Below are 26816 nucleotides of genomic sequence, written 5' to 3'. Positions count from 1 at the left end.
AATCGACGTTCGCAGTTGTTTTAGTCGCTTCAGACTTTTGACCACGGATGTACTGGCACGGGTGTTGAGAGCGATATGAGGAAGGTCGGTGCAATATTGCCCCGGCCTTTTTTGTTGCCTGCGGGAGCGCGTGCTAAATTGCCCGCTCTACGAGACAGAATTAACTTGCCTATTCTCCTCAAAGGGCGCACGCTTCCCTATCGGTAATTAAAGGGCGTTGCCGCCGTAAGGCCTCTTGCAATCTTTGCCCTGTCCCGCCTGTTGACCAGGGGAACGATCTCCAAGCCACGCGACATGCATGACGGTACGGGCCGGAGACGGTTTGCCTGACGCTGTGCGCGTTTCGAGGCGTTGAAGCGTCCTCGCGCCACTTATGGGTGGCGACGCGACGCTCCAGCTTTTTTGCCCCCCACAGGAAAGGAGGACGTCATGTCTTCCGCATATGAAAATTGCATCATCACATCGCAGGACCTGAAAATGCTCCAGTCAGTGCTGGAAGGTCTCGGTTATGACAGCCACACCATGGATGACGAAGTCATTCTCTACAACAATGCCGCCCGCAAGGTGATCGAGCTCTTTCAGGATGGCTTGACCGACCCTGCCGATATTTCGGAGGAAATGCTGTTCCTGTTCGGCGTTCACAAACATGAACGCGTCAAACCGTGGAAACCGCTGCCGCGTTACGCCATTCAGGGCCTGCCGCCTCTTTACCGATGATGGGGCTTGCCGCCCTTTTCGTGGCGGCCTTCAAAATCACCGATGAAAATAACGGCTTGGCAAAAGCCGTATATCAGGCAACACTGAAATTGAGCGTCCCGCGCGCGATCAGGCGCGTCCCGGGAAGCTTGGGTATGGAATGTGCACCCTGTGCGTTGCGGGACCATGACCGGTCTTCGCCAAGCTTGCGTTGTTTCCCATGCCGGTAAGTTTTGCGTCTGCGTGGAGGTGAGTATGACGTATGACTGGAGCGGCCGCAAAATGCGCCGCATGCGAGCGGCGAAACTGACGATCATCAGCCTCGTCGCGGCTTTCGTGCTGACTGCCCCGATTTTTGCCCATTATTGAGGTTTGCAGCCGCGAGGCAGGATCATACCGGCTGGCGGACTTCACTCGGCTTTCTCAACCGGTTCTTCAGCCATTTCTGAACGGGCTGATCGTAATGGACCGTCAGCCACCATGACAGGTACGTCGTGCCGATGAGGAAAACAATGCCGGCCGGCAAAGCAAGGTTTTCCCGGTGCACAGCGGGGATCAGAAACTCCGTCCAGGCCAGAAGCGGAATATGCAGTACATAGACCGCGTAGGACGCCGTGCCGAGAAACACCGAAACCATTCCCACACCGCGCCCCGGAACCGTCTTGCTGGCGACGAACAGCAGCATCGGCCAGACGACGAGGACCACCGCAAGATCGAAGAACGGTCGAAGCTCGCGCGACATGGGCACGGCCAGAATGAAACAGACCAGCAGAAGGCAAAGCGCCGCCTGAAAAGGTTTCAACTGCGGCACGCGATTGCGAAAACGGTAAATCAGCACGCCGGCAAAAAACGAGAAGAACACCCGCCCCATGCCGGCATACATTTCATGCCAGCGAAAACCGGCATGCAGACGGCCGAACTGGGCGGCGGCCACCATCAGCACAAGGGCGCTGATAATGAGCACCGCGGCGGTCTGTTTCGTCGTGGCCCGGACACCGAAGCGGGCGTAAAACGCATTCACCACCAGCTCGTTGAAAAGCGACCATGCCGGGCTGACGAGAAACAGCGCGCCGTTCAGAGTGAGCGTGAAGGGCGCCGGCAAAAAGAGCAGCCCCGTTACCAAGGCGAAAGCAAGCTCGCCGGGATCGATAAGACGATGCAGATCGTCGATCGGCGTCGGCAGGCCCAGCACGTAGAGACAGATGAAATAGGCGGCCATCAGGGCCAGCGCCAGCCCATAAAGAGGGTAAAGACGTGCGAAGCGCGCCTTCATGAAAAAGCCTGGCGTAATCGCCCCTTCGGCCAGTTTCCGGCTATAGGCATGCGCGAGCACGAAACCGCTGAGCGCAAAGAACAGATCCACGGCGAGATAGCTCGAAGCCGTGCTTTTCCCGAACAGATCCTCGGCATGGCGGTGGACGATGAAAAGGGCGGCCACGCCCCTTATGCCATCGAGCAATATAAAGCGTTCCGGGGACGACTGGACCATGGCATGAGGCTCGGTGTGGCTGACGGATTTGAGGTTCACAGGCAACGAGCTTTACCGCGTTGCGGTTCACCGCTGCCAGTCACAAACTGTTTAACGTGGCGAACATCCCATATTATTATGGAATACTAACGGGTGATCGACACTCTTTCGCGGCTGCGAAAGGCGTGCTACGTCCGGATGTCATCGATCTTCCGAGCCTTTGACTCTGTGCCCTGTCCTTTCGAAATTCAGCTTGATTTCGCTTGGATATCTTCGGCGCAAATTCAGATGGAGCGGCGTTCGGCGGCAGGCAACTTTCGCGGAGTCTCACCATGTCCACCATTGCAGAACGTATCAGAAAAATCATCGTGGACCAGCTTGGCGCAGACCCTGCCACCATCGTGGATGAGGCCAGTTTTGCTGACGATCTCGGTGCGGATTCGCTCGAGACCGTTCAGATCGTCATGGAAATCGAAGAGGAATTCGGGGTGGAAATTCCAGATTCCGCCGCAAGCACGATCCTGACCGTTGGCGACGCCATCCGCTTCGTCGAAAAAAACAAGGCGTGACCGGCAAGGGGATTTACCCCGCAGACAAAGCCGCGACGGGATCGAGCTTCGACGCGTTGCGCGCCGGCAGATAACCGAAGACAACGCCGATCAGCGTCGAGCAGACGAAGGCGGCGATGATCGACGCCGTGGAATAGACCATGGCGAAATTGCTGCTGAAGGCGGAGAAAAGCGCGCCGAAGCCGAGGCTGCCCAGCACGCCCAGCGTACCGCCGATGATGCAGACCAGCACCGCCTCGATGAGGAACTGCCGCAGAATATCGGTGCGGCGCGCGCCCACCGCCATGCGCACGCCGATTTCCGATACGCGTTCAGACACGGAAACGAGCATGATGTTCATCACCCCGATGCCGCCGACCAGCAGCGAAATCACCGCAATGGCAGCAATCAGAAGGGTCAGCGTCTGCGTGGTGCTGGTGATGGTCTGGCGGATATCGTCGGTATTGAGAATGTAGAAATCCCGTGTGCCGTGCCGCTGGGTCAGAAGCGTCGTCACCGCCTGTTCGGCGATTGAGGCATCGACATCGTCGGCCACCTGCACCGTGATGCTGCGCAGCGACAGGCTGCCGAGAAAGCGCGACTGGACGGCGGTATAGGGCAGGTAAAGCGACAGGTTCTGGCTTGAGCCGAAACCGCCCTGCTGCGCCTGCGTGACACCGACGATGCGGGCCGGCACCTTGCCGATGAGAATGACCTGGCCGACAGGGCTGCCGTCGAAATCCGCAAACAGCGATTTGCGGGTATTTTCGTCGATCACCACGTCCTGCGCCTTCTGCGCCACGCTTCCGCCATCGAAAAAGCGGCCCTGCGACAGCTTGGTGCCCTTGGCGACGAAATAGCGCTCGCTGACGCCGTTCACCAGCGCATTCGCCTCCTTCGCGCCGAAACGCACCGTGCTGGAGGTCGAGACCGTCGGCGTCACCGCCGCGACATAGGATTGCTTGGCAAGCGCTTCGGCATCGGAAACGACGAGCGTGGTGATCTTGCCCGACCTTATGTCGCCGAAATCCTTGCCGGCGAAGATTTCCAGCGTGTTGGTGCCGAGGCTCGATATGTTCTGCAGCACCCGCTGCTGCGACCCCTGCCCCAGCGCCACGACGCTGATGACCGAGGCGATGCCGATGATGATGCCGAGCATGGTGAGAAAGGTGCGCAGCTTGTGCGCCCGCATCGACAGAAGCGCCATGCGCAACGCCTCGCGCAGAGACGAAACGAGACCCGCAAGACCGGAAGACCCGGCGGAAACGGCAGCGGGTTTGGCATCGACCTGCGGTACGGTCGTCGCATCCGTCCTGCGGTCGGAAATGATCGTTCCGTCGCTGATTTCGATGATCCGCCCGGCGCGTCTGGCAATCGACATATCGTGGGTGACGATGATGACGGTGCGGCCTTCAGCATGCAGCTCGCCGAGGATGCGCAACACCTCGTCGCCGCTGGCGCTATCGAGCGCGCCGGTCGGTTCGTCGGCAAGAATGATCTCGGCACCGTTCATCAGGGCGCGGGCGATGGAAACGCGCTGCTGCTGGCCACCGGAAAGCTGGCCGGGACGGTGATCGAGGCGTTCCGCCATGCCGAGGCGGCCAAGCAGCCTTGCGGCATTGTGCCTGCGGTCGCCCTGCGTCTTGCCGGCATAGATCGCCGGAATTTCAACATTGCCAAGCGCCGTCAACTCGGCCAGCAGATGGTAGCGCTGGAAGATAAAGCCGAGATTTTCACGCCTGAGCGCCGAAAGCGCGTCGGCATCGAGATTGCCCGTTTCCCGGCCCCTGATGCTGTAGCTACCCGATGTCGGGCGGTCGAGGCAGCCGAGAATATTCATCAGCGTCGACTTGCCCGACCCGGACGCGCCGACGATCGCCACCATCTCACCGGCCTCGATGGTGAGGTCGATATTCTTCAGCACGCTGATCGTGCCTTCGCCGGAGGGATAATCCCGCCGCACGGATTTAAGCGAAATCAAAGGTTCAGCCATGGTTCAAAGCCCCATCGGCGGGCCGCCCGGCCCCGGCATGGCGTTTGCGGTGGTGTCGGTGGAACGTTCGCCGGTCACCACGCGCTCGTTTTCGGCAAGGCCGGAACGCACTTCCGCCGTGACCTTGTTGTTGAGCCCGATTTCGACCTTGCGCTCGGAAACCCTGCCATCGGCGCCGGCCACGCGCACGGCATAGCTGCCGTCGCTGTCCATGCTGCCAAGGGCTGCCGAAGGGACGGTCAGCACGTTCTTCGCTTCGCCGAGAACGATATGGACCTCCGCCGTCATATAGGTACGCAGCTTGCCGTCCGGGTTCGGCACTTCGAACACGCCATTATAATAGATCGCCTCGGATGACGACGTGCTGGAAGAGGATGAGCTGGAGGATGAAGAGGTCGAGGAACTGAAGCTGGAATCGCTGCGCACCGATTCCGGCGCCGGCTCTATCGAGGCGAGCGTCGCGTTGTAACGCTGCTGCGGCTCGCCGAGCACCGTGAAATAGACCGGCAGGTCCGGCCTGACCCGCGTTACATCCGCCTCGGAAATTTCCGTGCGCACCGTCATCCGGTCGAGCTGGCCGAGAATGACGATGGTTGGCGCGGATTGGGTGACGTTGACGGTCTGCCCTTCCTGGCTGACGATCGACAGAACCGTGCCTTCGATGGGCGCGGTGATTTTCGTATAGCCAAGATTGGCATCGGCCGTTTCCACCGCGACCTGCGCTTCCTCGATCTGGGCGTCGATGGCTTCGATCTGCGCCTCGGTGACGGCAAGGGCTGCGGTGGCGCTTTCGAAATCGGCGCGGGAGGCCGCGTTCTTTGACACCATCTCCTGCTGACGGGCAAGGCTCTGGCGGTTGAGAAGAAGCGTCGCCTGCTTCTCCACCCGTTGCGCCTTCACATTCGCCAGGGCCGCCTGCGCCGTGCGCAGACTGTTCGTCTGGGTAACGGAATCGATTTCGGCGATCAGATCGCCCGCCTTGACCGTATCGCCGAGCGCCACCTTGACGGCGGTGATGCGGCCCGAGGCCTGAGCGCCGACGGCGACCAGGCGAACGGGCTTCAGCGTTCCCGTCGCCAGCACCGTCTGCTCGATATCGCCGCGCGTCACCGGTGCGGTGATATAGCCGGGTGTGGCCGCCCGCGTATATTGCGAGGACAGCCAGTAGCCGCCCACGGCGAGAGCGACAACCGCCAGCAATGCACCTGCCTTGCGTGCCGTTTTCATATCGATGTCCTATCCAGCCGGTTCACTCGAAGGAAGAAACCGGCGTCATCTCGTGTTTTACGAGGATGAAACCCCTCTCCGCTTCGATCCATTCATAGGCAGAGGCCGATTTTCGCACCGCGGCCTTGCGGCAGGTGCTGCGAAGACGTCTCGAATCCATCTTTTCGCGCTGATCCTTCGCACAGGCGGGCTGACGCCGTTGTTCATCCTGCCGGGATTTGGCCGCCGGCTGTTGCACGGGCTTGTCCTTTGCCACGGCCACCGACCAGGCAAAGCTCAAACCAAAAGCCGTTGCCAGCACCAGATAGAAGTATCTCATCATCGTCTTCCTGCTTGAAAATCACGCGGGGGATCGCAGGCGTGCGATCCCCCGGCTCCAGCCGTCGCCGGCTGATTTCCTCCTTTACTGGGGGGCAGATTAAAGGAGGAAACTTCGAATAGTTGCCTCAGCCCCGTTCCGCCTCGGGAACCGGCGGCCTCATATCGCCATGCGGGGGAGCAAAGCCGCCGCGGTCTGCGGGGCCATGACGCGGGCCGGGAGGCGGAGGCGGCATCAGTGCACGCTCAAGCTCGGCAAGCTTCAGCACCTGCTGCGGCGAAAGCTTCGGTTTCAGCGCCGCAATGGCGTCCTGCAGGGCTTTGGCCTTTTCCGCCTTCTGCGCGATGATGCCTGCCAGCTCCTCTCCCGCAAGACGCGGCTCGGGCCTGGCCTTGCCTTCACCCGGCACCGACGGCGGCGGATTGCGCTCTGGACCGGGGGAAACGAGATCGATCAGCGCCGCGGTATAGGCGCGCCATGGACCGAGCTGTTCCGGCCTGACGCCGAGATAGATTTCAGCCGCCGAAAGCTTCGTCGCCAGCCCTAGAACATCCGGGCCGGGCATTCTGCGCATATGCGGCGGCAGCGGCCTTTCATCCGGACCCCGATCCGGGCCGATGTCCGGGCCGAGATCGAGATTGGCGTGCGGCGGCGCAGCCTGTTCGGTCGCCTGGGGTGCGGGCGCATTCTCTTCCGCTGCCTGCGCGGCGGCGGAAACGCCAATAGTTGCTGTCGCGATGGCGGCGGCCAGTAGCGAGTTTCTCATCTTACCTTCCTTCCGTTTTCCAACATGAAAGGACGATAGGAGCATCGCGTTTCCGGCTTTGGTCCGAATGTTTCCGGGCTGCTTCCGCAAACCGCCTATTTGTAACCGAATGTTGCCAGAACGGCGCCGGAAAGCTTTCGTTGCAAAAATCCGCCGTTTCTTTTCAACGCTTATGTATAGTGGCATCAAAAGGTTGGACGATATGACGACAGTTTCGGTGACACATATATTGATCGTCGATGACGATCCGGAAATACGCACATTGCTCGCGAAATATCTCGGCTCGCAGGGGTTTCGCGTGTCGATGGCCGCCGACAGGCGTGAGTTCGAGGAAAAGATCGCCAGCTCCGATCCCGATCTCATCGTGCTCGACGTGATGCTGCCCGATGGCTCCGGCCTCGATATCTGCCGCGATCTGCAGGGTCGCCGGCCGCGCACGCCGGTCATTCTCCTGACTGCGCTGAAGGAAGATGTCGACCGCATCGTCGGGCTGGAAATCGGCGCCGACGACTATCTCGGCAAACCCTTCAATCCGCGCGAACTGACCGCGCGCATCAAGGCCGTGCTCCGCCGCACCACACCGCAGGAAGCCCCCCGCCCCTCATCCGCCGCCTATGGTTTTGCGGATTTCACCGCCGATCCCGAGCAGCGCTCCGTCATCCGCGCCAGCGGTGAAAAGATAGATTTGACGGGAGCGGAATTCGATCTGCTGAAAGTCTTTCTCGACAGGCCCGGTCGGCTGCTCTCCCGCGATCAGCTTCTCGATCTCACGCAGGGCAAGGATCGCGGCCCGTTCGACCGCTCCATCGACGTGCTGATGAGCCGCTTGCGCAAGAAGCTGGACGCCGACACTCAAACGCCGATATTCAAGACCGTGCGCAATGGCGGTTACCAGATGACGGTTCAGGTCAAAACCCTGCCGGTGCAGCGATGAGCTCGCTTAAAAACCGCATCACGGCGCTGATGATCGTCTCCATCATCGCGGTCATCGCACTTGCGACTTTTGTAGCGGACCGGACGTTGCAGCCGCCGCCGCCCGACGCCACCATCGAGCCGCTCGCCCGCAGCCTCGCCTTTGCCGTGACTATGGCCGAGCGCGATCCTTCCCTGCAGCAGCCCGGCTATTTCCAGATAGAACAGAAGCCGCCGGAAGGCGATCTCGACGGCATGCTTTCGGAATTTCTGGAAAAGGCGCTGGCCCGCGTCGGAGAGCCGCGCACCGCGATGGTCATCCGCTCACCGGGAAATCCTGCGCCCGTGGCGGCTATCGCGCTGGAAAAAGGCGGCTGGCTGGTCGCGGAAATTCCGCATATGGGTCCGCCGCCGGGCGGCTGGAAGATTTTCGGCATGTGGATCGGGCTGATCATCCTCGGCAGTGCCGCCGTTTCGATCTTTGCCGCCAGCAAGATCACCCGCCCGCTCGACATGCTGGAAAATGCCGCCGCCAGCATCGGGCCTGACGGTTCGCTGCCGCACCTGCCGGAAACCGGACCGGGCGAAATCCGCGCCACCGCGCGGGCGCTGAACGAACTCGCCACCCGCCTGAAGGCGGCGATGGAAAGCCGCATGCGCCTCGTCGCCGCCGCCGGCCACGATCTCAGAACCCCGATGACCCGCATGCGGCTGAGGGCGGAATTCATCGAAAACGACGAGGAACGGGCCAAATGGCTGGCGGACCTGGAGGAGCTGGACGCCATCGCCGACAGCGCCATTCTTCTGGTGCGGGAAGAGGTCAGCCAGGACAGCGTCAAGACGATCGACATCGGCACGCTTCTCAGCGAGATAGTCAGTGATGTTTCCGATCTTGGTCATGCGGGCGCGCTCGACTTCATCGAGCCGGAAGCCGCCATGACCATCAAGGCGGCACCGCTGGCGCTGAAAAGAGCCCTGCGCAACCTCATCCTGAACGCCGTCACCCATGGCAAGAAGGCGCATATCGATCTGACCGGAGACGAGAGCGAAATCGTCGTGACGATCAGGGATGAAGGCCCTGGCATTCCGCAGGAACTGATCGGGCGGGTTTTCGAGCCCTTCTTCCGGGTGGACCTCGCGCGGCGCAAATCAATCCCCGGCGTGGGTCTTGGTCTTGCCATCGCCAGGGAAATCATCGAGCGCTTCGGCGGCACGATCACCATCGCCAACCACAAGAAACAGGGCCTGGTCCAGACCGTGATCTTCACAAGGGCGTCGTGACGTCACGCCGCTGAAACAGCCTGCGCCTGCGGCTTGGCCAGAAGCAGGCTTTCGGCATAGGCCATCATCAGCGGCCCGACGCCCTTGGCATCGTCGGACACCACCGGCTCGGTCAGATAATACTCGGGCGTTCCATCGCGATAATTGCCCTCAAAGCCGCCAAGGCCCGCGACATGAACGATGCCGGTGAGGCGCGTCACGCCCTCTTCATCGGCTTTCAGCCGGGTTTCAAGAAGCGCCTCAAGCGCGCGACCACCCGCCGAAAGGCCGGCATTCGTCTCTTCGCCCTGCACGAGCTTCAGCCGCACTGCATGCAGCAAGGCATAGGCAAACATGGCTGAGGCGGATGTTTCCTCGTAATTGCCCGCAAGGCCCGGATTGTCGAGAACCTGCATCCAGAGCCCTGTCTCGGTCTGCCGTGCGATGATGCCGGTCAGAAGCGACTGCGTCTTGTTGCGAAGCGCCGCCGTCGCGCCGTCTTCCGGCAGGATGGCCAGCGCGTCCACCAGCGCCATGGCCAGCCAGCCGACCGCGCGCGCCCATATGGCTGGAGACTTGCCGCTTTGAGGATCGGCCCAGCGCTGGCTGCGGCTGTGGTCGTAACCATGGGCATAGAGCCCACCGCTATCCTCGGTCGCCGCGAGTGCCGCTGAAAACTGCCGCAGCGCATCGTCGATCAGTTCCGCCCGGCCCGTCGCCTGCGCATATTCGATCTGGAACGGAAGCCCCATATAAAGCCCGTCCAGCCAGACCTGATGTGGATAACGCTTCTTGTGCCAGTAATTCCCGGATGCGATGCGCGGATGGCTGCGCAGTTGCCCCGCCAGATGCTCCGCCGCAGCGAGGTAACGCGGATCGCCCGTTTCCGCCGCAAGGGGAAAGAGGATACGGCCGGCGAGAATATGGTCGATATTATATTCCTGCGGATCGTACCCGGCGAGCGTGCCGTCTGGCGCTATCTGCGCATCAGCGAGACGATGCAGATGCTCGTTCCAGCGCGCCTCCCCGGTCGCGTCGAACAGCTGCTGCAGGCCACGATAGACGCACCCATCCTCATAACACCAGCTTCCGCCCTTGTAATGTTTATAGCGACTGGAGAATTGATCAAAATATTCAGTGGCTTTCATCGGTTTTCTCAATCGAAATCTGACACAATGGAAACGGAAGCATCGCTCAACAGGGCGGGATTATCGCTGACTATATGCGCCTGCTCGAAAACAATCGCCTCATGGCGCATGGGGCGCACCCGGTCGGCCATTATCGGCGGCGTTGCGGTGGCCGAAGGATCACGCGAGACAATGGTGAGATTGCGGATGGCGATGTTGCGGATGGGCGCTTCGGCAAGGCCGAGAAAAGCACCGGCCGCATGGGAGAGATTGCGGATTTCGACATCCTCCACGGTAATACCGTCGATAAAGGGCGTGCCGCCATCGACCGGCGCAGGCTTTCGCGACTGCACCCAGTCGTCATGTCCATCGGCGTCGCAATGGTAATGGGCATTGGCGGAAAGCGCGGTGTGCACGCCATCCAGCAGCACCCGGCGCATGGCGATGTTGCTGACTGTTCCGCCCCGCCCGCGCCGTGTCTTGAGGCGCAGGCCGCGATCCGTGCCGACCATGTCGCAATCCTCGACCGCCACGTCATGCACACCGCCGGACATTTCCGAACCGATCACCAGCCCGCCATGGCCGCGCTGCATCAGGCAATGGCGCACCCGAATGCCGCGCGTTTCCGCGAGATGATCGTCCTCGCCATCGGGGCCGCGCTTTCCCGCCTTCACCGCGATGCAATCGTCGCCGACGGAAAAGCGCACGCCTGATATCGTAACGTTGCGGCAGCTTTCGGGGTTGAAACCATCGGTGTTCGGGCTGTCATGCGGTGCGACGATGCTGAGGCCGGCGGCGATCAAGTCTTCGCAGCCCTGCGGATGGATCGTCCAGGAGGCGGCGTTTTGGATGGTGAAACCGAGCAGGTTTGTGTTCCGGCAGGAAACGAGATGCAGGCCACGCGGCCGGCGCGCGCCGTCGCGAGTTTCTTTCGGCCAGCTCCACCAGTCGCCGCTATCGCCCGAACCATCGAGAACGCCCCTGCCCTCGATGACGAGATTGTCTGCCGCGATGGCATGAACCGGCGCGGCAAAACAGGCATCCGGCAAGCCTTCCCAGCTTCCGAGCATACGGCCTGCCTCATCGCGGGCAGGCAGGATCGGCCAGCCCCTGCGGGTGGAGGGCGCGCGCAGCACGGCTCCTTCAGCAAGGTGGAAGGTCATGTTGCTTTTCAGGCGTACGGGAAAGGCTGTCCAGAGACCGGCCCCGAGACGCAATGTGCCGCCGTGCGGTACCGCAGCCACCGCCCTTTCCAGTGCTTGCGCATTGGCGCGCGCACGTGTCTCATCATCGAGTGCAACATCCGGCATGAGGGAAAATTCCGCAGCCTCGACAAGCCCGGCACAGGGGGCGGTTCTGAACTCCAGCCGCCCGAACCCCTCCGCTTCGAAAACATAGCGCGTATCCGGGGAGAGATCATGCAGCAGCATCACCACGGTCGCGGTTTCGCCTCTCCTTTCGGCGCCATCCGCCGACGTCAAACGCCATGCCGTTTTGGACGGAAGGAAATAGCGAGCGCCGGGCACGGCAAGGCAAAGCGCTGCCGTTCGCGCCGAAGACGCGATGATAGGGGGTTCGTTCATGCTCTTTTCTCGTCTTTGGTGCCTGTCCGGCCAAACCCTTGGCGGACATGCCTCACATCATCCGGCAGCCGGATAGGGAGCCTGCCGCCATTGAGGCGGCAGACCATCGTCGTCAATCGAATTTGGCAAGAACATCGTTGGTCGTATCGATGATCTGCTCGGCCGCTTCTTCCGCCGTCAGCTGGCCATAGGCATATTCCTCAAGCGTATCGATGAAGCCCGAGCGGATTTCAGGATGCTCGTTGAAGGGTGACACCACCGGTCCGGATGCCGCCATGACGATTGCGTTGGCGGCCCGCACCTCCGGCTCGCCCTTGTCACCCAGACGCGCCGCCGCTGCCTTCGAAGCGGGCAGGCCGCGTGAGGTGCCGAGCGCATCGATGCCCTCAGGTTCGTTCAGCAGGCAGTTCAGGATTTGCGCGGCCGCCTCCGGGTTCTTAGAGTTTTTCGAGATCGAAAACACCATGGAGGGCTTACGATAGACGCCCTCTGTTACGGCATCGGCAAGCTTCAGCATCGGGAACGGTTTCAGAACCTGCCCTTCCTTGAGCGGATCGGCATATTTCGAATAGGTCGAATCCCATTCATAGGAACCGGCAATCCGGCCTTCGGACCAGGACGGCTTTTCGTAAAGATTGACGTTACCATCGGCCGCTTCCTCTTTCTGCGAGCGGATCGATCCGGTTTCGACCAGCTTGCCGACGAAGGAAATGCCCTCGGCCAGCTCCTCCGGCGTCCAGGCCACGCGGTTGGTCTTGGGGTCGACCAGATCCTTGCCGGTCTTCTGCACGACAGCCAGCGTCACCAGCAGCTGGGCAGTCTCCTTCACGGCATTGAAGGTGTAATAGTCCTTGCCGAGCTTTTCCTTGATGGTCTTGGTTGCCGCGAAAAACTCGTCCCAGGTCTTCGGAATTTCCACGCCGGCCTTTTCGAAGGTGGTGGCGTTGAAGAAGAAGACGCGGCCGGTGGTGGAAACGGAAAGCCCCTGCAACACGCCATTCATCGAACCGGCGTCCAGATCGCTCTCCGCCCATTGCGAAAGATCGAGCGGTTTCAGCTGGCGCAGATCGGCAAAACCTTCTCCGTTCTTGGAAAACAGCGGCAGCCACGGCCAGTTGACCTGAACGATATCGGCCTCCGTCTTGCCTGCCATCTGCGTGGTGAGCTTTTCCAGATAGCCGTCGAAGCCGGTGAATTCCCCCTTCACCGTGTGGCCGTATTTCTCGCCGCAGGCGGCAATGGCCTTCTGGGTGGCGACGTGGCGGCTTTCGCCGCCCCACCATGACATGCGCAGTTCCGCAGCACCCACCGCCGGGGCCGTCGCCATCGCCACATAACCTACGCCGGCGAGCATCGCCATCATTCTTGTCATCGTCTTCATTGTTCTTCTCCTCCTCGAAAAATCAGGCACGCCCGTCCGCTCCTCACAGCGAGACGTTGCGACCATCGGCCTTGTCGAAAATATGCAGCTTCTCCGGGTCCGGCTTCAGCCGCAGGATGCCGTCGCGCCCAAGCGCCTCGAACTCTGCCGCACCGACCACGCTCACCAGCTTCTGGCCGCCGAGATCGGCGTGCAGATAGACCTCGTGGCCCATGAATTCCGCATTGGTGAGTTTCGCCTGCAGCGCCGGGCCATCGGGTTCTCCCGCCAGAGCAAGATGCTGCGGGCGGATGCCGATGACGGCATCTGCGGGTCTCGCCGATAGCCGTTGCTCCAGATGCGCACCGATGGGCAGGCGCTGGCCGGCGATGACGAACTCAGCGCCGTCGATTGCCACATCCACCAGGTTCATTTCCGGCGTGCCGATAAAGCCGGCGACGAAAAGATTGGCGGGATGGTTATAAAGCTCCTTCGGCGTCGCGACCTGCATGATGCGGCCGGCCTGCATGACGCAGATACGGTCGCCCATGGTCATGGCCTCCGTCTGGTCATGGGTGACGTAAATGACCGTCGAGGACAGGCCTTCCGCCTTCAACTGACGGTGCAGATCGGTGATGCGCACCCGCATGGAGGCGCGAAGCTTTGCGTCGAGATTGGACAGCGGCTCATCGAACAGGAACACGCCGGGCTTCTTGATGAGCGCGCGGCCCAGCGCCACACGCTGCGCCTGCCCGCCCGAGAGCTGTTTCGGCAGACGGTCGAGCAGCGGCTCGATTTCGAGAATGCGCGCGACATTGTCGATTGCCTTTTCGATCTCTGGCTTGGCGACACCGGCGATCTTCAGGCCGAAGGCGAGATTGCCGCGCACCTTCATATGCGGATAAAGCGCATAATTCTGGAAGACCATGGCGATGGAACGCTTGCCGGGCGGCAGGTCGTTGACGCGCTGGTCGCCAATCAGGATTTCGCCGCCGGTGATTTCCTCCAGCCCCGCCACCATGCGCAGCGTCGTGGATTTGGCGCAGCCGGAAGGGCCGACGAACACCATGAACTCACCATCCTCGACATCGAGATTGATGCCGTGCACAGCCTTGAAGCTGCCGCCATAGATTTTTTCGAGATTTTTAAGTTGAACGCTTGCCATTTTCAGCCCTTGACCCCGCCAGACGAGATCCCTTCAATGAAATACCGTTGCGCCGCGAAGAACACGATCAGCGCAGGCGCGATCGTCAGCACCGACATCGCCAGGATGCGGTTCCATTCGAAGGCTTCGGTGGTGTCGATGGAGAGTTTGAGCGCGAGGCTCACCGGATATTTGTCGACCGAGGACAGGTAGATCAGCGGCCCGAGGAAATCGTTCATCGTCCACATGAACTGGAACAGGCAAACCGAGATCAGAGCCGGGGCCAGCATCGGCACCACGATGTAAATCAGCGTCTGCAGGCTGTTGGCGCCATCCACCCGGGCGGCCTCTTCCATGTCCGATGGCAGCGAGCGCAGAAACTGCACCAGCATGAAAACGAAGAAGGCATCGCCGGCGAGCGCGGACGGCACCCAGAGCGGCAGGAAACTGTCCAGCCAGCCGAGATCGCGAAACAGGATATATTGCGGAATGCGGGTAACGACATTCGGCAGCAGCAGGATGGCGATGACAGAACCGAACAGGATTTTCTTCAGCGGAAAATCGAAGCGGGCGAAGGCATAGGCCGCCATGGTGCAGGAAATCGCCGTGCCGATGACTTTCGGCAGGATGATCAGGAACGAATTCCAGAAGAACCGGCCGAATGTATAGGGCGTCGAGGTTTCCCAGCCGCGAATATAGCCGTCCAGCGTCGGATTATCGGGGATGAAGCCGGCGCCGGAGAAGATTTCCGAATTGGTCTTGAAGCTCGCGCCCACCAGCCAGATCAGCGGATAGAGCATGATGAGGCCGACCGCGAAGAGAAGCACGTAGCGGACCGAGGTGGAGACGAGTCTCAGCCGCGCCCGGCGGGCCGCCTGCATGTCGTTTAGGGTTGCGATATCGGTCATGGCATCAGTTCCGCTTGTCGCCGGCGTAATAGACCCACTTCTTCGAGGACCAGAAGGCCACGAGGGTCAGCACGGTGATGATGGTGAAGAGCACCCAGGCGATGGCGGAGGCATAGCCCATGTTGAACTTCTTGAAGGCCTCGTCATAGATGTAAAGAGGCAAGAGATAAGTTGACTTCAACGGCCCGCCCTGGGTGATGATGTAAGGCCCGTTGAACTCCTGGAATGCCTGAACCATCTGCATGATGAGGTTGAAGAAGATCACCGGCGTCAGCAGCGGCAGCGTGATGAAGAAGAAGGTCCTCACCTTGCCCGCGCCATCGATGGCGGCGGCCTCATAAAGCGACTTGTCAATGGATTGCAGGGCGGCGAGAAAGATCACCATAGCCGAACCGAACTGCCAGCAGCGCAGCAGCGTGATGGTGAAAAGCGCGTTGCCGGGATCGCCGAACCAGTCCACCGGCGACAGGCCGATGGCGGCCAGCGCCATATTCGCAAGCCCCTCGCTTGCGAAGATATAGCGCCACAGAACCGCAATCGCGATGGAGCCGCCCAGGATGGACGGCACGTAAAAGGCGGTGCGGAAGAAATTGATGAATTGCAGCTTGTAATTGAGTATGGCCGCAATGAACAGCGCGAAGGCAAGCTTCAGCGGCACCGTCAAGAACACATAGAACAGGGTAACGTTCAGCGATTTCATGAAGGTGCGGTCGCGGGTGAACAGCCGCTCGTAATTGGCCAGCCCCGCCCAGCTGGGATCGCTCATCAGATCGTAACGGGTGAAGCTGAGATAGAGCGAGCCGAGAAACGGGATGGCCGTGAAGACCAGAAGCCCGACGATATAAGGCGTCAGATATCCCAGCCCGAGGAAGCGCTGAGATTTCATAATGCTCCTCCCCGCGTCCCAGTGGAACGCGAATGACAGAATACAATTTCGTACAAGTGATTCTCCCGGAACGGCCGGCGGCACGCGCGTGATGGCGCAATTTCTCGCCGCGACCGATCTCCTCCCTCATTGATACGGCGCGTAAAAGCAATTTATGCGGTGACAAAACCAAATTTCCGCGCCAAGGTGAATTAACAAAGACGAGGAAAAAGATGGACGAAATCGAAGGTGGCATTCTATCGTCCGTTCCGCCTGCGGCGCTCAACCTCAACCTGACGCGCGCAACGATCAAGATGGAGCATTCGCGCACCTGGCAGATCGACAAATCCAACCAGGTGGACGATCTCATCATCTGCCTGGAAGGGCGCGGGCATTATCTCGTCGATGGCGAGGCGCGGGTGCTGGAGCCGGGTGACGCCATGCTGATTTTCCGGGGGCAGCGCTTTGTCGGCTGGAACGAGCAGGCCGTCACCTATCGCGGGGTGGCGCAGCATTTCACGCTGGATATTTACGGCCGCCACAACCTGATCGCGCAGATGGACCTGAAGCCGAAAGTGAGGCTGAGCCGCTGGGCGCTCTTGGAACCGCTGGTGCGCCACTACCGGCAGAGCGCCCCGCCCTCCTCCGTCACGCTTGGCCAGCATCATCTCTTTATGGTGCTTCTCATCGCCTTCATCGACGACGCCTTCCTCGGATGGGTGGACCGCCCGAGTTTCCAGCCGGAGGGGACGGAAGGCCTCGACCTTGCGGTGATGAAGGCGATCACCATGATTTCGGCCAATCCGCTGGACCCCGACATTGCCGGCCGGGCGACCGAGGCGGCTCCCTATAATCGCGATTATTTTCTGCGGGAATTCCAGAAGCGGGTGGGACGGACGCCGCGCAAATATCAGGAGTTCAAACGCATGGAACGCGCCATGCATTTTCTCGAGGCGGGGCTTTCGGTCTCGGCGGCGGCCGCCGAAGTGGGCTATGGCGACCCCTATTATTTCTCACGCATGTTCAAACGGACATTGGGGTTAAGCCCGCGCGACCATATGAACCGCATACGCCGCAGCAGGCACGGCAATCTCATGGCCTTTGACGAACACGAACAGCAGCGGCTGCTTGCCACTGAAGCGGAAAAGGCCCCGGCATAGCGGGGCCTTCTCGTTTGAAAGCGCTGGAATTACCGGAACAGTGACGGCAACCACAGGGACAGCGACGGAATATAGGTGACGGCAAGCAGCACCGCGATGCTGGCCCCAAAGAACGGCCAGATCGTCCGCATCGCTTCCCGTATCGATATGCCGCCCACCGCGCAGCCGACGAAAAGCACCGTTCCGACCGGCGGCGTGTTGAGCCCGATGCCGGCGTTCAGGATCATCACGACACCGAAATGCACGGGGTCGATGCCGAAGGCCTTCACGACGGGCAGAAGCACCGGCGTGGAGATGATGACCATCGGCGCCATGTCCATGAAGGTGCCGAGCAACAGCAGGATGACATTGATGACGAGCAGCACGATGATCGGATTGTCCGAAATCGCGCTGATTGCGGCAATCATCAGCGTCTGCACCTGCAGGAAGGCCATCAGCCAGCCGAAGGACGCCGCCGTGCCGATGACCAGCAGAACCATGGCCGTCGTGCGCACCGCACCCATCACCGCCTCGACGAAACCGCTCCAGTCCAGCTCGCGGTAGACGAGCATGGCAACGAGGAAGGCGTAGAGAACCGCGATGCAGGAACTTTCCGTCGCGGTGAAGATGCCCGAACGCACGCCGCCGAAGATGATGCCGATCAACAGGATGCCGGGGAACGAAGCCAGGAGATAATACATCAGCTTCGAGAAGCCAGGGAACGGCTCGGAAGGATAACCCTTGCGCCGGGCAACGATATAGGCCGTCACCATCAGCGCCGCTGCAAGCAGGAAACCCGGAACGATGCCGGCGGTGAAGAGATCGGCCACCGAAACATTTCCGCCCGCCGCAATCGAATAAAGGATCATATTATGCGAGGGCGGTATCATCAGCGCGATGATGGCCGCATTGACCGTCACATTGACCGCATAGTCCCTGTCGTAACCGCGCTTGGCCATTTGCGGGATCATCAGCCCGCCGACGGCCGAGGCATCGGCCACGGCCGAGCCGGAAATACCGCCGAACAGCGTCGAGGCCACGATGTTGACCTGGCCGAGACCGCCGCGCAGGTGCCCCACGAGACCGGCCGCAAAGCGGATGAGCCGATGGGCGATGCCGCCGCGCACCATCAGGTCCCCGGCGAAGATGAAAAACGGTATCGCCATCATCGCAAACACGTTCATGCCGGAATTCATCTGCTGGAACACGACAATGGGCGGCAGGCCGAGATAAAGAACCGTGGCGAAAGAGGCGATGCCGAGGCAGAACGCGATCGGCGTGCCGATCAGCATCAGCAGGGTGAACACCCCGAAGAGAATGGTGTAAGCCATTTATGCGGCCTCCTGCACGATCACGTCGGCCGCAATCTCCTCGCCGATGGCGAGATCGACGAAACGTTCAGCCGCAAACAGCGCGATGAGGAAACCGCCGCCGATCAGCGGAAAGAAATCCGTGCCGCCCGGCCAGCCGAGAACCGGGATCGTCGCCGTCCATGTGCCCATGGAAAGCGAGGTGCCATACCAGGCCATGCCGGCGCCGAAGAAAAAGATCAGGGCAAGGCTGGTAAGGTCCATTCCCTTCTGCACGCGTGGCGGCATCATATAGCGCAATATATCCAGCCCCAGATGCACGCTCTCGCGCACGCCCACCGCCGCCCCCAGCATGATGAACCATGACATGAGATGCAGCGACAGCGGCTCCGACCAGCTGGGTGAATCGTTCAGAATATACCGCGCAAAGACCTGCCAGCCGACGATAAGCGTCATGGCGATCATGCCGATACCGGCAATATAAAGCGACGCGTGGCTGAGCGCGCCGAGAAAGGGGCGAATGGCCCGCATGAAATTTCGCATTGTCCGTTCCTCCGCGTCAACGGCGACAAAAGAAAACCGGCCCTGTTCCCAGGGCCGGTTTTCCGCGCATTACTTGACCGCTTTCACCCGTTCCAGAAGGTCTTTCATCTTCGGATCGGTGACGAACTTGTCGTAGACGGGACCCATCGCGGCAGCGAATTCCTCCTTGTCGACCTTGATGACGTTGACGCCGCCGGCGCGGACCTTTTCTTCCGATGCCTTTTCGCGAGCGCTCCAGAGTTCACGCATCTTGCCGACGGAATCCTTGGCCGCCTGACGCAAGAGCTTCTGATCTTCCGGAGAGAGCTTGTCGTAAGAGACCTTGGAAATGACGAGGATTTCCGGGTTCAGCGAATGTTCCGTCAGGGAGTAGTTTTTCGCAACCTCGTAGTGACGGGCGGATTCGTAAGAGGGCCAGTTGTTTTCCGCACCGTCGACGACACCGGTTTCAAGCGAGGAATAGACTTCGCCCATCGGCATCGGCGTCGGGTTGGCGCCGAAAGCCTGCATCATCGAAATCCACAGATCCGACTGCTGCACGCGGATTTTCAGGCCCTTCAGGTCCGCGAGTTTTTCGATGGGCTTTTTGGTGGTGTAGAAGGACCGCGCGCCGGAATCGTAAAAGGCAAGACCGATGAGGCCGTGCGGTTCGAAGGCCGCCAGAACCTCATCGCCGATCGGGCCGTCGACCGTGTTGTGCATGTGCTCCGTCGAGCGGAACAGGAAAGGCAGGCCGAGGACGGTGGTTTCCTTGACCAGATTGTTGAAGGGCGCGGCATTGACGCGGTTCATGTCGATGACGCCGAAGCGGGTCTGCTCGATGGTATCCTTCTCGCCGCCGAGAACGGAATTGTTCATGACCTGTATCTTGATGCGGCCCTTAGTGCGCTCGGCCAGAAGCTCGCCCATATATTTCACGGCTTCGACCGTCGGATAACCGTCGGGATGAATATCGGCCGAACGCAGGGTGATTTCCTGCGCCTTGGCGGAAACACCGGCGAGCGCGATCCCCATCGCGACGCACATCATGCTTGCAATCTTTTTCATGCTTTCCTCCTCCATTGTTGAAACGATCCAGCCCCTCCAAGGCTATCGGACCGATTTTTTCACGCCCATCCGGGCCGGCATGCAAAGACCTTTCACTTTAAAAGGATGATGGGGACCTCCCTTCCCCAGCCATCCCGGATTGACCTATGCCGCCTTGACTGGCGGCAGCTTGAACAGCGCTTCCGGATTTTCCACCAGCGCACGGTGGCGCGCTGCTTCATCCGGCAGCCAGCCGAGTATGAGTTCCGCAAGGCGGGCATCGTCGGGATAGGCCGCCGTCTCGCGGATGGAATTATGCGGCCAGTTGGTGCCCCAGACGATGCGCTCCGGCGCATGGGCGGCGATGACGCGCGAAAAGGCGGCGACGTCCTCATAGGGCCAGCTCTCGCGTGAGCTTTCGTAGACGCCGGCGAACTTGAACCAGAGATTGCCGCGGTCGATGAGTTTCAGAAGCGCCGCCATTTCCGGGCCATCGGTTCTGATGCCCTTGAAGAACTTGCCGTGGTGATCGAACACCCAGCGCGAGCGGATGTTCTGAAGGCGCGGCAGGTGATCGAGCAGCGTATTGCCGTCGAATTGCACCGCCACCATCCAGTCGGCCGCATGCGCGCGCTCGTCCACGGCTTCCAGCTCGGACAGGTTTACCGCACCGCCCGGCAAATCCATGATACGCGCACCGACGGCCCCTGCGGCGGCAAGCTTTTCCACGTCCTTTTCGGTCGTGCCGGCATCGATGATGACCACCGCGCGGGCCGCCTCGCCCATTTCCGCGACACAGGCGAGTGTGTTGCCGTTGTCGCGCTGATGGGCGTTGCCCTGGGTGATGATGACCCGGTCGATGCCGAGCCATTGCATGAGGCTGCGATAATCCTCCGGTCCGGGCAGAGCGCCCGGCGGCAGGCCCGGTCCACCCGGCAGGGCGGGATAGTAGCGCAGATAGAGATGCATCTGCGTATCGACGGCGCCTTTCGGGAAAGCAGGCCGAGGCGCTGTGCCGCTCAGTTTTCTGACAAGTTCGCTCACGGGTCTGGCATCCTGAATTCAAGCAATGCGTCGCGGTTGATCTCTATGCCGAGGCCCGGGCCGTTCGGGATCGTGACGACGCCGTTTATCGCCTCTATCGGCTTGCTCAGCACGGCCTGCCGGAACGGATTATAGGTGCGGTCGAATTCCATGATCGGCTCGATGGGATTGACCCGCACCGGATCGGGCGTCATCGCCGCCATGAATTGCAGGGCTGCCGCAATCTGTACGCCGGTGCCCCAGACATGCGGCACGATGCGCACGCCGTGCAGCGTGGCGAGCGCCGCGATCTTCTGCGTTTCGGAAAAACCGCCGCAGCCGCAGAGATCGGGCTGGAGAATATCCACGGCACCGGCGGAAAGCGCCTGCCACATGCCATAACGCCCGTGCCAGGTCTCGCCGCCCGCAACCGGGATCGGCTGGCCGGCCCGCACCCGGGCATAGGCATCGAGCTGTTCGGGAACCACCGGCTCCTCGAACCAGTCGATACCATAGTCGGCGGCGCGGTTGCCGAGCGCGATGGCCTCGGTGACGGTGTAGCCGTGATTGGCGTCGATCATCAGCCGCATATCCGGCCCAATCGCCTCGCGCACGGCGGCGATGACGCGGAGGTCCTCCTCAATGCCGAAGCCGATCTTGATCTTGCAGGCGTGAAAGCCGTCCGCCCGGCGCTCCGCCATCTCGGAGGCGTTGTCGGAAACGCGGTCGACGCCATCGCGCTTGAAGCTGCCGGTGGCATAGGCCCGCACGCTTTCGCGCCAGCGCCCGCCGAGCAGCATCGAGATGGAAGCACCGTAATGCTTGCCCTTGATATCCCACAGCGCGATATCGATACCGGACAAGGCCGTGAGGCTCAGGCCGCGCTGTCCCTGATCGCGCAGGGCATTATAAAGCACGGCCCAGATCTTTTCGGTCTGGCGCGGGTCCTGGCCGATGAGCCAGCCTGAGTAAGCCTTAACCACGGCGGCGTTGGGCCGCGCCGGGCCGAGGCATTCGCCCCAGCCGACGGTTCCGTCGTCGCATTCGATTTCCACCAGAACATGGGCGCGGCGATCAAAACGCATGGATGCGCTTTCGAACGGCGTGTCCAGCCGATGTTCGAGCAGATGCGTGCGCACCGCTGTGATCTTCATGGCTCCCCTCCCGCTTGTCTCGATCAGGCCTCCAAATCAGGCTTTGCGCTTGTGCGTGCCGATCAGGGCGTCGAGCATGCCGATTTCCTCATTGGTCAGGTCCTTCAGCGGCGCGCGCACCGGACCGGCATTGAAGCCCTGCAGGCGGACGCCGGCCTTGACGGCCGAGACGGCATAACCCTTGGCGCGGTTGCGGATCGCCATGAACGGATAGAAGAATTCCGTCAGGATACGCTCGCAGGTGGCGCGTTCGCCGGCGCGCAGGGCGGCGTAGAATTCATTGGCAAGACCCGGCACAAAGTTGAAGACAGCCGAGGAATAGGTGGTGAAACCGGCGCCGAGATAGGCTTCGGCAAACAGTTCCGCCGTCGGCATACCGCCGAGATACATCAGGCGGTCGCCCATCTTGGCGGTGATCTGGCGAACGAGACCGATATCGCCGGTGCCGTCCTTGAAGCCAACGAGGTTCGGGCATTCGTCGCAGAGACGCGCCAGCGTATCGGCCTGCAGCACGGAATTGTCGCGGTTATAAACCATGACGCCGATGCCGACCGACTGACACACCTTCTTGATGTGGGCGTAAAGGCCTTCCTGCGGCGCATCGATGAGATAATGCGGCAGAAGCAGGATGCCGTCCGCGCCGACCTTTTCGACCGAGCGGGCGATATCAACGGCAATCTCGGTGCCGTAACCGCAGCCGGAAACGATGGCGGTTTCACCGGCCACATCCTTGGCGGCGGAAACGATGGTCGGAATTTCATCCGGCTTCAGCGAGAAGAACTCACCCGTGCCGCCGGCGGCAAACAGCACCGGCGCTTTATAACCGGCAAGCCATTCGACATGCGCCCGGTAACTGTCCTGGGCGAAACGGCCCTCGGAATCGAAATGGGTGACCGGGAAAGACAACAGGCCGGAGCCGAGCGCCGTCTTGATTTGTTCAGGGTTCATGTTTGGTATTCCTTTGCAAATTCATTGACTGGAAGCCACCTAACCCGGTTGCCGCATGCTTGTCAACAATTCATCATACATGTTGTATGATGAATTGTTGAAATCTGTGACAGATCAGCGCGCCAGCCAGCCGCCGTCGACATTGAGAATGGCGCCGTGCACATAATCCGCCGCCGGCGAAGCAAGGAAAACCGCCGCCCCGGCTATATCGTCGGAATGGCCCCAGCGGCCGGCCGGAATACGGTCGAGAATGGCCTTATTACGGGCCGCATCCGCACGCAGCGCCTCGGTATTGTTGGTTTCGATGTAGCCGGGCGCAATCGCATTCACATTGATGCCCTTCGCCGCCCACTCATTCGCCAGAAGCTTGGTGAGGCCCGCGACGCCGTGTTTCGCCGCCGTATAGGACGGCACGCGAATGCCACCCTGAAAGGAAAGGAGCGAAGCGATATTGACCACCTTGCCGGACCGGCCTTTCGCCAGCAACTCTTTCGCAAAAGCCTGGGTGGTGAAAAACAGCGCCTTGAGATTGACGTCCATCACCTCGTCCCAGTCGAGTTCGGAAAACTCGACGGAATCGGCACGGCGGATAATGCCGGCATTGTTGACGAGAATATCGAAACCGGCGCCGGCAAAACTGTCCTTCGCCGCCAGCGGATCGGCAAAATCGATAGACAATGCGCTGGCCTTGCCGCCGTCCCTGGCGATCATCTCCAGCGTTTCATCCGGCGCGCGGCGGGCGGCGCAGACCACCTCCGCCCCGGCAGCAGCGAGCCCCACCGCAATTGCCTGGCCAAGCCCCGTATTCGCGCCGGTGACGAGCGCTTTACGCCCCTGAAGCGAAAAGGGATTCTTCATTTCAGATCCCCCGGCTGGATGAAGTCCATGTCGGTGTAATCGACATTGTCTCCCGCCATGGCCCAGATGAAGGTGTAAGAACCGATGCCGGCGCCGGAATGGATGGACCAGGGCGGGGAAATCGCACCCTCTTCATTCGAAATGAACAGATGCCGGGTTTCCTGCGGCTCGCCCATCAGATGCAGCACGCGCGACTTCTCATCCATGCCGAAATAGAGATAGGCCTCCATGCGGCGATCGTGAATGTGGGAAGGAATGGTGTTCCAGACGGAACCGTCCTCCAGCGTCGTATACCCCAGCACCAGCTGGCAGCTTTCCATGACCAGCGGATGGATGAACTGGTTGATGGTGCGCTTGTTGGATGTCTCGGTCGCGCCGAGCTTGACCTCCTTGCTATTGGCCAGTGTAACGAGCTTTGCAGGCAGGCTGCGATGCGCCGGGCAGGAGGTGATGTAGAATCGCCCTGCCCCGTCAAAGGTCACCGCACCGCTGCCTGCGCCGAGATAAAGCACATCGCCGCGATTGAGGGTATAGGTCTCGCCGCCGGCGCTGACCGTGCCGGTCTCGCCGACATTGACGATGCCCATCTCGCGCCGGTCGAGGAAGGACGGCGTTTTGGTCTCTTCCACCTTGTCCAGCGTCAGCGGCGCACCGTTCGGCACCGCACCGCCCATCACGAAGCGGTCATAATGGGTATAGATCAGCCTGATTTCGCCGGAACGAAACATGTCGTTGGCGAGGAAATGCCGGCGGAGCCCTTCGGTATCCAGCGTTTTTGCATATTCCGGGTTCACGGCCTGCCTTGTTTCGACGGTCAACATCAAACTCATCCTTCATGATTGTTGCGTATGGCACATAATATATGTTATCCGCTTTTTGTACGATCTGTATGACAAGGTCAAGAGGCATAGGCATATCTCGACCACGGCAGGGACGTGCAACGCTGAGGGAGAATGGCAATGAAACGGCTTCTTGTTACCGGTGCTGCGGGCCAGCTTGGCCGCGTTATGCGCAAACGCCTTGCATCGATGGCCGAGACCATTCGCCTTGCCGATCTCGCCCCGCTCGATCCGGCAGGCCCGAACGAGGAATGCATGCAATGCGACCTTGCGGATGCAGACGCAGTGGACGCCATGGTTGCCGGTTGCGACGGCATCGTCCACCTCGGCGGCATATCGGTGGAGAAGCCTTTCGAACAAATCCTTCAGGGCAACATCATCGGGCTTTATAATCTCTACGAGGCCGCCCGCGCCCACGGCCAGCCGCGAATTGTTTTCGCCAGCTCCAACCATACGATCGGCTATTATCCCCAGACCGAACGGCTTGGTCCCGACGTTCCCTTCCGCCCGGACGGCCTCTACGGCGTTTCCAAATGTTTCGGCGAAAACCTCGCCCGCCTGTATTTCGAGAAATTCGGTCAGGAGACGGCGCTTGTGCGCATCGGCTCCTGCACGCCGGAACCCACCAATTACCGCATGCTGTCCACCTGGTTTTCTCATGACGATTTCGTGTCGCTGATCGAAGCGGCGTTCCGCGCACCCGTTCTCGGCTGCCCGGTCGTCTGGGGGGCCTCCGCCAACGATGCAAGCTGGTGGGACAATTCGCATCTCGGCTTTCTGGGATGGAAGCCGAAGGACAATGCCGAGGCCTTCCGGGAGCACATCGCCCGGACAGTTCCCAAACCGGACCGGAGCGACGCGGTAATCCGCTTTCAGGGTGGCGTGTTTGTCGACAACCCGATCTTCAAGGAGACGTGAAATGTCGCACGGACCTTTCCCGCGAAAAAGGCGGGATTGCATGCCAGGCCGCGAATGACGTATCGAGGAACGGTGCACGCAACCGACATTTTTTAGAACGGCGACCAAGATGACAAAAGCGACAAGCTTCGAACCGGCAGCCCCCCAAGGCAGAACGCTTGTGGTGAAGGTTTCGGAGGAACTCCGCGGCCAGATCGCCAAGGGTCGTTACAAGACAGGCGAGCGCCTGCCCTCCGAAGCGCAGATGACGCAGGAATTCGGCGTCAGCCGTACCGTGGTGCGGGAGGCAATCGCCTCGCTGCGATCCGACGGTCTGGTCGAGCCGCGTCAGGGCGCTGGTGTTTTCGTACTGGAACCCGCACCCACTGAGCGGCGCCCCTTCCACAATGTCGATCTTGCGCGCGTCTCGTCGCTGATCGAAATGCTGGAATTGCGCACCGCCGTGGAAGGTGACGCCGCCGGTCTCGCCGCCATTCGCCGCTCGCCGGCGCAGGAGGAAAAGATCATCGAGGCCTTCGATGCCTTCCGCGCCAGTGCCACCAGGGGCGTGCCGACGGCGGAGGCCGATTTCGCCTTCCATCTCGCCATTGCCGAAGCGACCAACAATCCCCGCTTCAGCGAGTTTCTGCAGGTGCTCGGCCCCACCCTCATTCCGCGCCGCGCCGTGGCCGAAAACGGCACGGAAACCGTGCTTTCGCCCGCCGATCTCGCCCGGCTCGTCGGTGAACATGAAGCGATCCTGATCGCGATACAGGACGGCGACGAGGAGGCGGCGCGCAGCGCCATGCGCAGCCATCTGAAAAGCAGCCAGACGCGTTATCGATCCATGTTGCGCGCGCCGCGCTGAGACTACCTGTTTAAACCGCATTGCATGACTGAGGA

At 60.9% G+C, this 26816-nt stretch carries 26 protein-coding genes; 7 read left to right on the top strand and 19 right to left on the bottom strand.

What is annotated here, in order from left to right:
* Positions 1-429: 429 nt before the first annotated feature.
* Positions 430-717, top strand: a complete 288-nt coding sequence (locus tag PIB16_RS24295) for a hypothetical protein (RefSeq protein ID WP_078053615.1) — start codon at positions 430-432, stop codon at positions 715-717.
* 370 nt (positions 718-1087) lie between these two features.
* Here PIB16_RS24295 and PIB16_RS24290 read toward each other — a convergent pair whose 3' ends face one another.
* Positions 1088-2185, bottom strand: coding sequence for an acyltransferase family protein (locus PIB16_RS24290; RefSeq protein ID WP_271046478.1), 1098 nt, complete (start codon positions 2183-2185; stop codon positions 1088-1090).
* 311 nt (positions 2186-2496) lie between these two features.
* On the opposite strand from PIB16_RS24290, the gene PIB16_RS24285 reads away from it, so the two are divergent.
* Positions 2497-2733 carry an acyl carrier protein gene (locus PIB16_RS24285; protein ID WP_003520197.1) on the top strand — a complete coding sequence of 79 codons (237 nt, stop codon included), beginning with the start codon at positions 2497-2499 and terminating at the stop codon, positions 2731-2733.
* Positions 2734-2746: 13 nt separating this feature from the next.
* Here the strand turns inward: PIB16_RS24285 and PIB16_RS24280 are convergent, their stop codons facing one another.
* The 4 genes from PIB16_RS24280 to PIB16_RS24265 form a co-directional block, all read right to left on the bottom strand.
* Entirely contained in the window at positions 2747-4705 is a 1959-nt protein-coding gene (locus tag PIB16_RS24280; protein WP_080857172.1) for a MacB family efflux pump subunit, read from the bottom strand.
* 3 nt (positions 4706-4708) lie between these two features.
* Entirely contained in the window at positions 4709-5932 is a 1224-nt protein-coding gene (locus tag PIB16_RS24275; RefSeq protein WP_271046477.1) for an efflux RND transporter periplasmic adaptor subunit, read from the bottom strand.
* A gap of 22 nt (positions 5933-5954) precedes the next feature.
* Positions 5955-6251 (bottom strand): hypothetical protein, encoded by a 297-nt coding sequence (locus PIB16_RS24270; RefSeq protein WP_080857174.1) that lies wholly within the window; start codon positions 6249-6251, stop codon positions 5955-5957.
* A gap of 127 nt (positions 6252-6378) precedes the next feature.
* Positions 6379-7017: a hypothetical protein gene (locus PIB16_RS24265; RefSeq protein ID WP_080857175.1), complete on the bottom strand. Its 639-nt coding sequence runs from the start codon at positions 7015-7017 to the stop codon at positions 6379-6381.
* 202 nt (positions 7018-7219) lie between these two features.
* Here PIB16_RS24265 and PIB16_RS24260 point away from each other — a divergent pair, with 202 nt between their 5' ends.
* Together PIB16_RS24260 and PIB16_RS24255 are read left to right on the top strand one after the other, a co-directional pair.
* Entirely contained in the window at positions 7220-7951 is a 732-nt protein-coding gene (locus PIB16_RS24260; RefSeq protein ID WP_208616047.1) for a response regulator, read from the top strand.
* Positions 7948-9210, top strand: coding sequence for an ATP-binding protein (locus PIB16_RS24255; protein ID WP_078053622.1), 1263 nt, complete (start codon positions 7948-7950; stop codon positions 9208-9210). The genes PIB16_RS24260 and PIB16_RS24255 overlap by 4 nt, the downstream gene beginning before the upstream one ends.
* 2 nt (positions 9211-9212) lie before the next feature.
* Here the strand turns inward: PIB16_RS24255 and PIB16_RS24250 are convergent, their stop codons facing one another.
* The 6 genes from PIB16_RS24250 to PIB16_RS24225 all read right to left on the bottom strand — a co-directional run bounded on the left by PIB16_RS24250 (position 9213) and on the right by PIB16_RS24225 (position 16197).
* Positions 9213-10337, bottom strand: coding sequence for a glycoside hydrolase family 88/105 protein (locus PIB16_RS24250; protein WP_271046476.1), 1125 nt, complete (start codon positions 10335-10337; stop codon positions 9213-9215).
* Between the two features lie 8 nt (positions 10338-10345).
* A complete protein-coding gene (gene pglA, locus PIB16_RS24245) occupies positions 10346-11899 on the bottom strand; it encodes a polygalacturonase PglA (protein WP_271046475.1) in 1554 nt (517 codons plus the stop codon).
* Between the two features lie 112 nt (positions 11900-12011).
* Entirely contained in the window at positions 12012-13280 is a 1269-nt protein-coding gene (locus PIB16_RS24240; protein ID WP_271046474.1) for an ABC transporter substrate-binding protein, read from the bottom strand.
* Between the two features lie 43 nt (positions 13281-13323).
* Complete coding sequence (locus PIB16_RS24235) at positions 13324-14424, bottom strand: ABC transporter ATP-binding protein (RefSeq protein ID WP_271046473.1); 1101 nt, start codon at positions 14422-14424, stop codon at positions 13324-13326.
* Between the two features lie 2 nt (positions 14425-14426).
* The gene (locus PIB16_RS24230; protein WP_104679662.1) at positions 14427-15311 is read right to left on the bottom strand and encodes a carbohydrate ABC transporter permease; all 885 of its coding nucleotides are present in this window, start codon (positions 15309-15311) and stop codon (positions 14427-14429) included.
* A gap of 4 nt (positions 15312-15315) precedes the next feature.
* Complete coding sequence (locus PIB16_RS24225) at positions 15316-16197, bottom strand: carbohydrate ABC transporter permease (protein ID WP_020812253.1); 882 nt, start codon at positions 16195-16197, stop codon at positions 15316-15318.
* A 212-nt stretch (positions 16198-16409) separates the two neighbouring features.
* Between PIB16_RS24225 and PIB16_RS24220 the strand changes: the two genes are divergently transcribed.
* Positions 16410-17336 (top strand): helix-turn-helix domain-containing protein, encoded by a 927-nt coding sequence (locus PIB16_RS24220; protein WP_104679663.1) that lies wholly within the window; start codon positions 16410-16412, stop codon positions 17334-17336.
* A 29-nt stretch (positions 17337-17365) separates the two neighbouring features.
* Here PIB16_RS24220 and PIB16_RS24215 read toward each other — a convergent pair whose 3' ends face one another.
* From PIB16_RS24215 to kduI, 8 genes are all read right to left on the bottom strand, one after another.
* Positions 17366-18646, bottom strand: coding sequence for a TRAP transporter large permease (locus PIB16_RS24215; RefSeq protein WP_059757073.1), 1281 nt, complete (start codon positions 18644-18646; stop codon positions 17366-17368).
* Positions 18647-19168 (bottom strand): TRAP transporter small permease, encoded by a 522-nt coding sequence (locus PIB16_RS24210; RefSeq protein WP_003522682.1) that lies wholly within the window; start codon positions 19166-19168, stop codon positions 18647-18649.
* A gap of 69 nt (positions 19169-19237) precedes the next feature.
* Positions 19238-20215: a TRAP transporter substrate-binding protein gene (locus PIB16_RS24205; RefSeq protein ID WP_196379846.1), complete on the bottom strand. Its 978-nt coding sequence runs from the start codon at positions 20213-20215 to the stop codon at positions 19238-19240.
* Positions 20216-20359: 144 nt separating this feature from the next.
* Entirely contained in the window at positions 20360-21238 is an 879-nt protein-coding gene (locus tag PIB16_RS24200; RefSeq protein ID WP_271046472.1) for an amidohydrolase family protein, read from the bottom strand.
* Entirely contained in the window at positions 21235-22371 is a 1137-nt protein-coding gene (locus tag PIB16_RS24195) for a D-galactarolactone cycloisomerase (RefSeq protein ID WP_271046471.1), read from the bottom strand. The genes PIB16_RS24200 and PIB16_RS24195 overlap by 4 nt, the downstream gene beginning before the upstream one ends.
* Positions 22372-22407: 36 nt before the next feature.
* Positions 22408-23319, bottom strand: coding sequence for a 5-dehydro-4-deoxyglucarate dehydratase (kdgD, locus tag PIB16_RS24190; RefSeq protein ID WP_174036718.1), 912 nt, complete (start codon positions 23317-23319; stop codon positions 22408-22410).
* Positions 23320-23433: 114 nt separating this feature from the next.
* Positions 23434-24177, bottom strand: a complete 744-nt coding sequence (gene kduD, locus PIB16_RS24185) for a 2-dehydro-3-deoxy-D-gluconate 5-dehydrogenase KduD (RefSeq protein WP_271046470.1) — start codon at positions 24175-24177, stop codon at positions 23434-23436.
* Complete coding sequence (gene kduI, locus PIB16_RS24180) at positions 24174-24998, bottom strand: 5-dehydro-4-deoxy-D-glucuronate isomerase (protein ID WP_065656169.1); 825 nt, start codon at positions 24996-24998, stop codon at positions 24174-24176. The genes kduD and kduI overlap by 4 nt, the downstream gene beginning before the upstream one ends.
* 138 nt (positions 24999-25136) lie before the next feature.
* Here kduI and PIB16_RS24175 point away from each other — a divergent pair, with 138 nt between their 5' ends.
* On the top strand, positions 25137-25934 hold the full coding sequence (locus PIB16_RS24175; protein WP_271046469.1) for an NAD-dependent epimerase/dehydratase family protein: 798 nt from the start codon (positions 25137-25139) through the stop codon (positions 25932-25934).
* Between the two features lie 109 nt (positions 25935-26043).
* Entirely contained in the window at positions 26044-26781 is a 738-nt protein-coding gene (locus PIB16_RS24170) for a FadR/GntR family transcriptional regulator (RefSeq protein WP_125146388.1), read from the top strand.
* The last annotated feature ends 35 nt before the right edge of the window (positions 26782-26816 follow it).

Source organism: Agrobacterium sp. ST15.13.015 (assembly GCF_027871645.1).
Classification (GTDB): Bacteria; Pseudomonadota; Alphaproteobacteria; order Rhizobiales; family Rhizobiaceae; genus Agrobacterium; species Agrobacterium leguminum.
The sequence above is the reverse complement of the archived record's forward strand: the minus strand, read 5'-3'. Positions and strand labels throughout refer to the sequence as shown.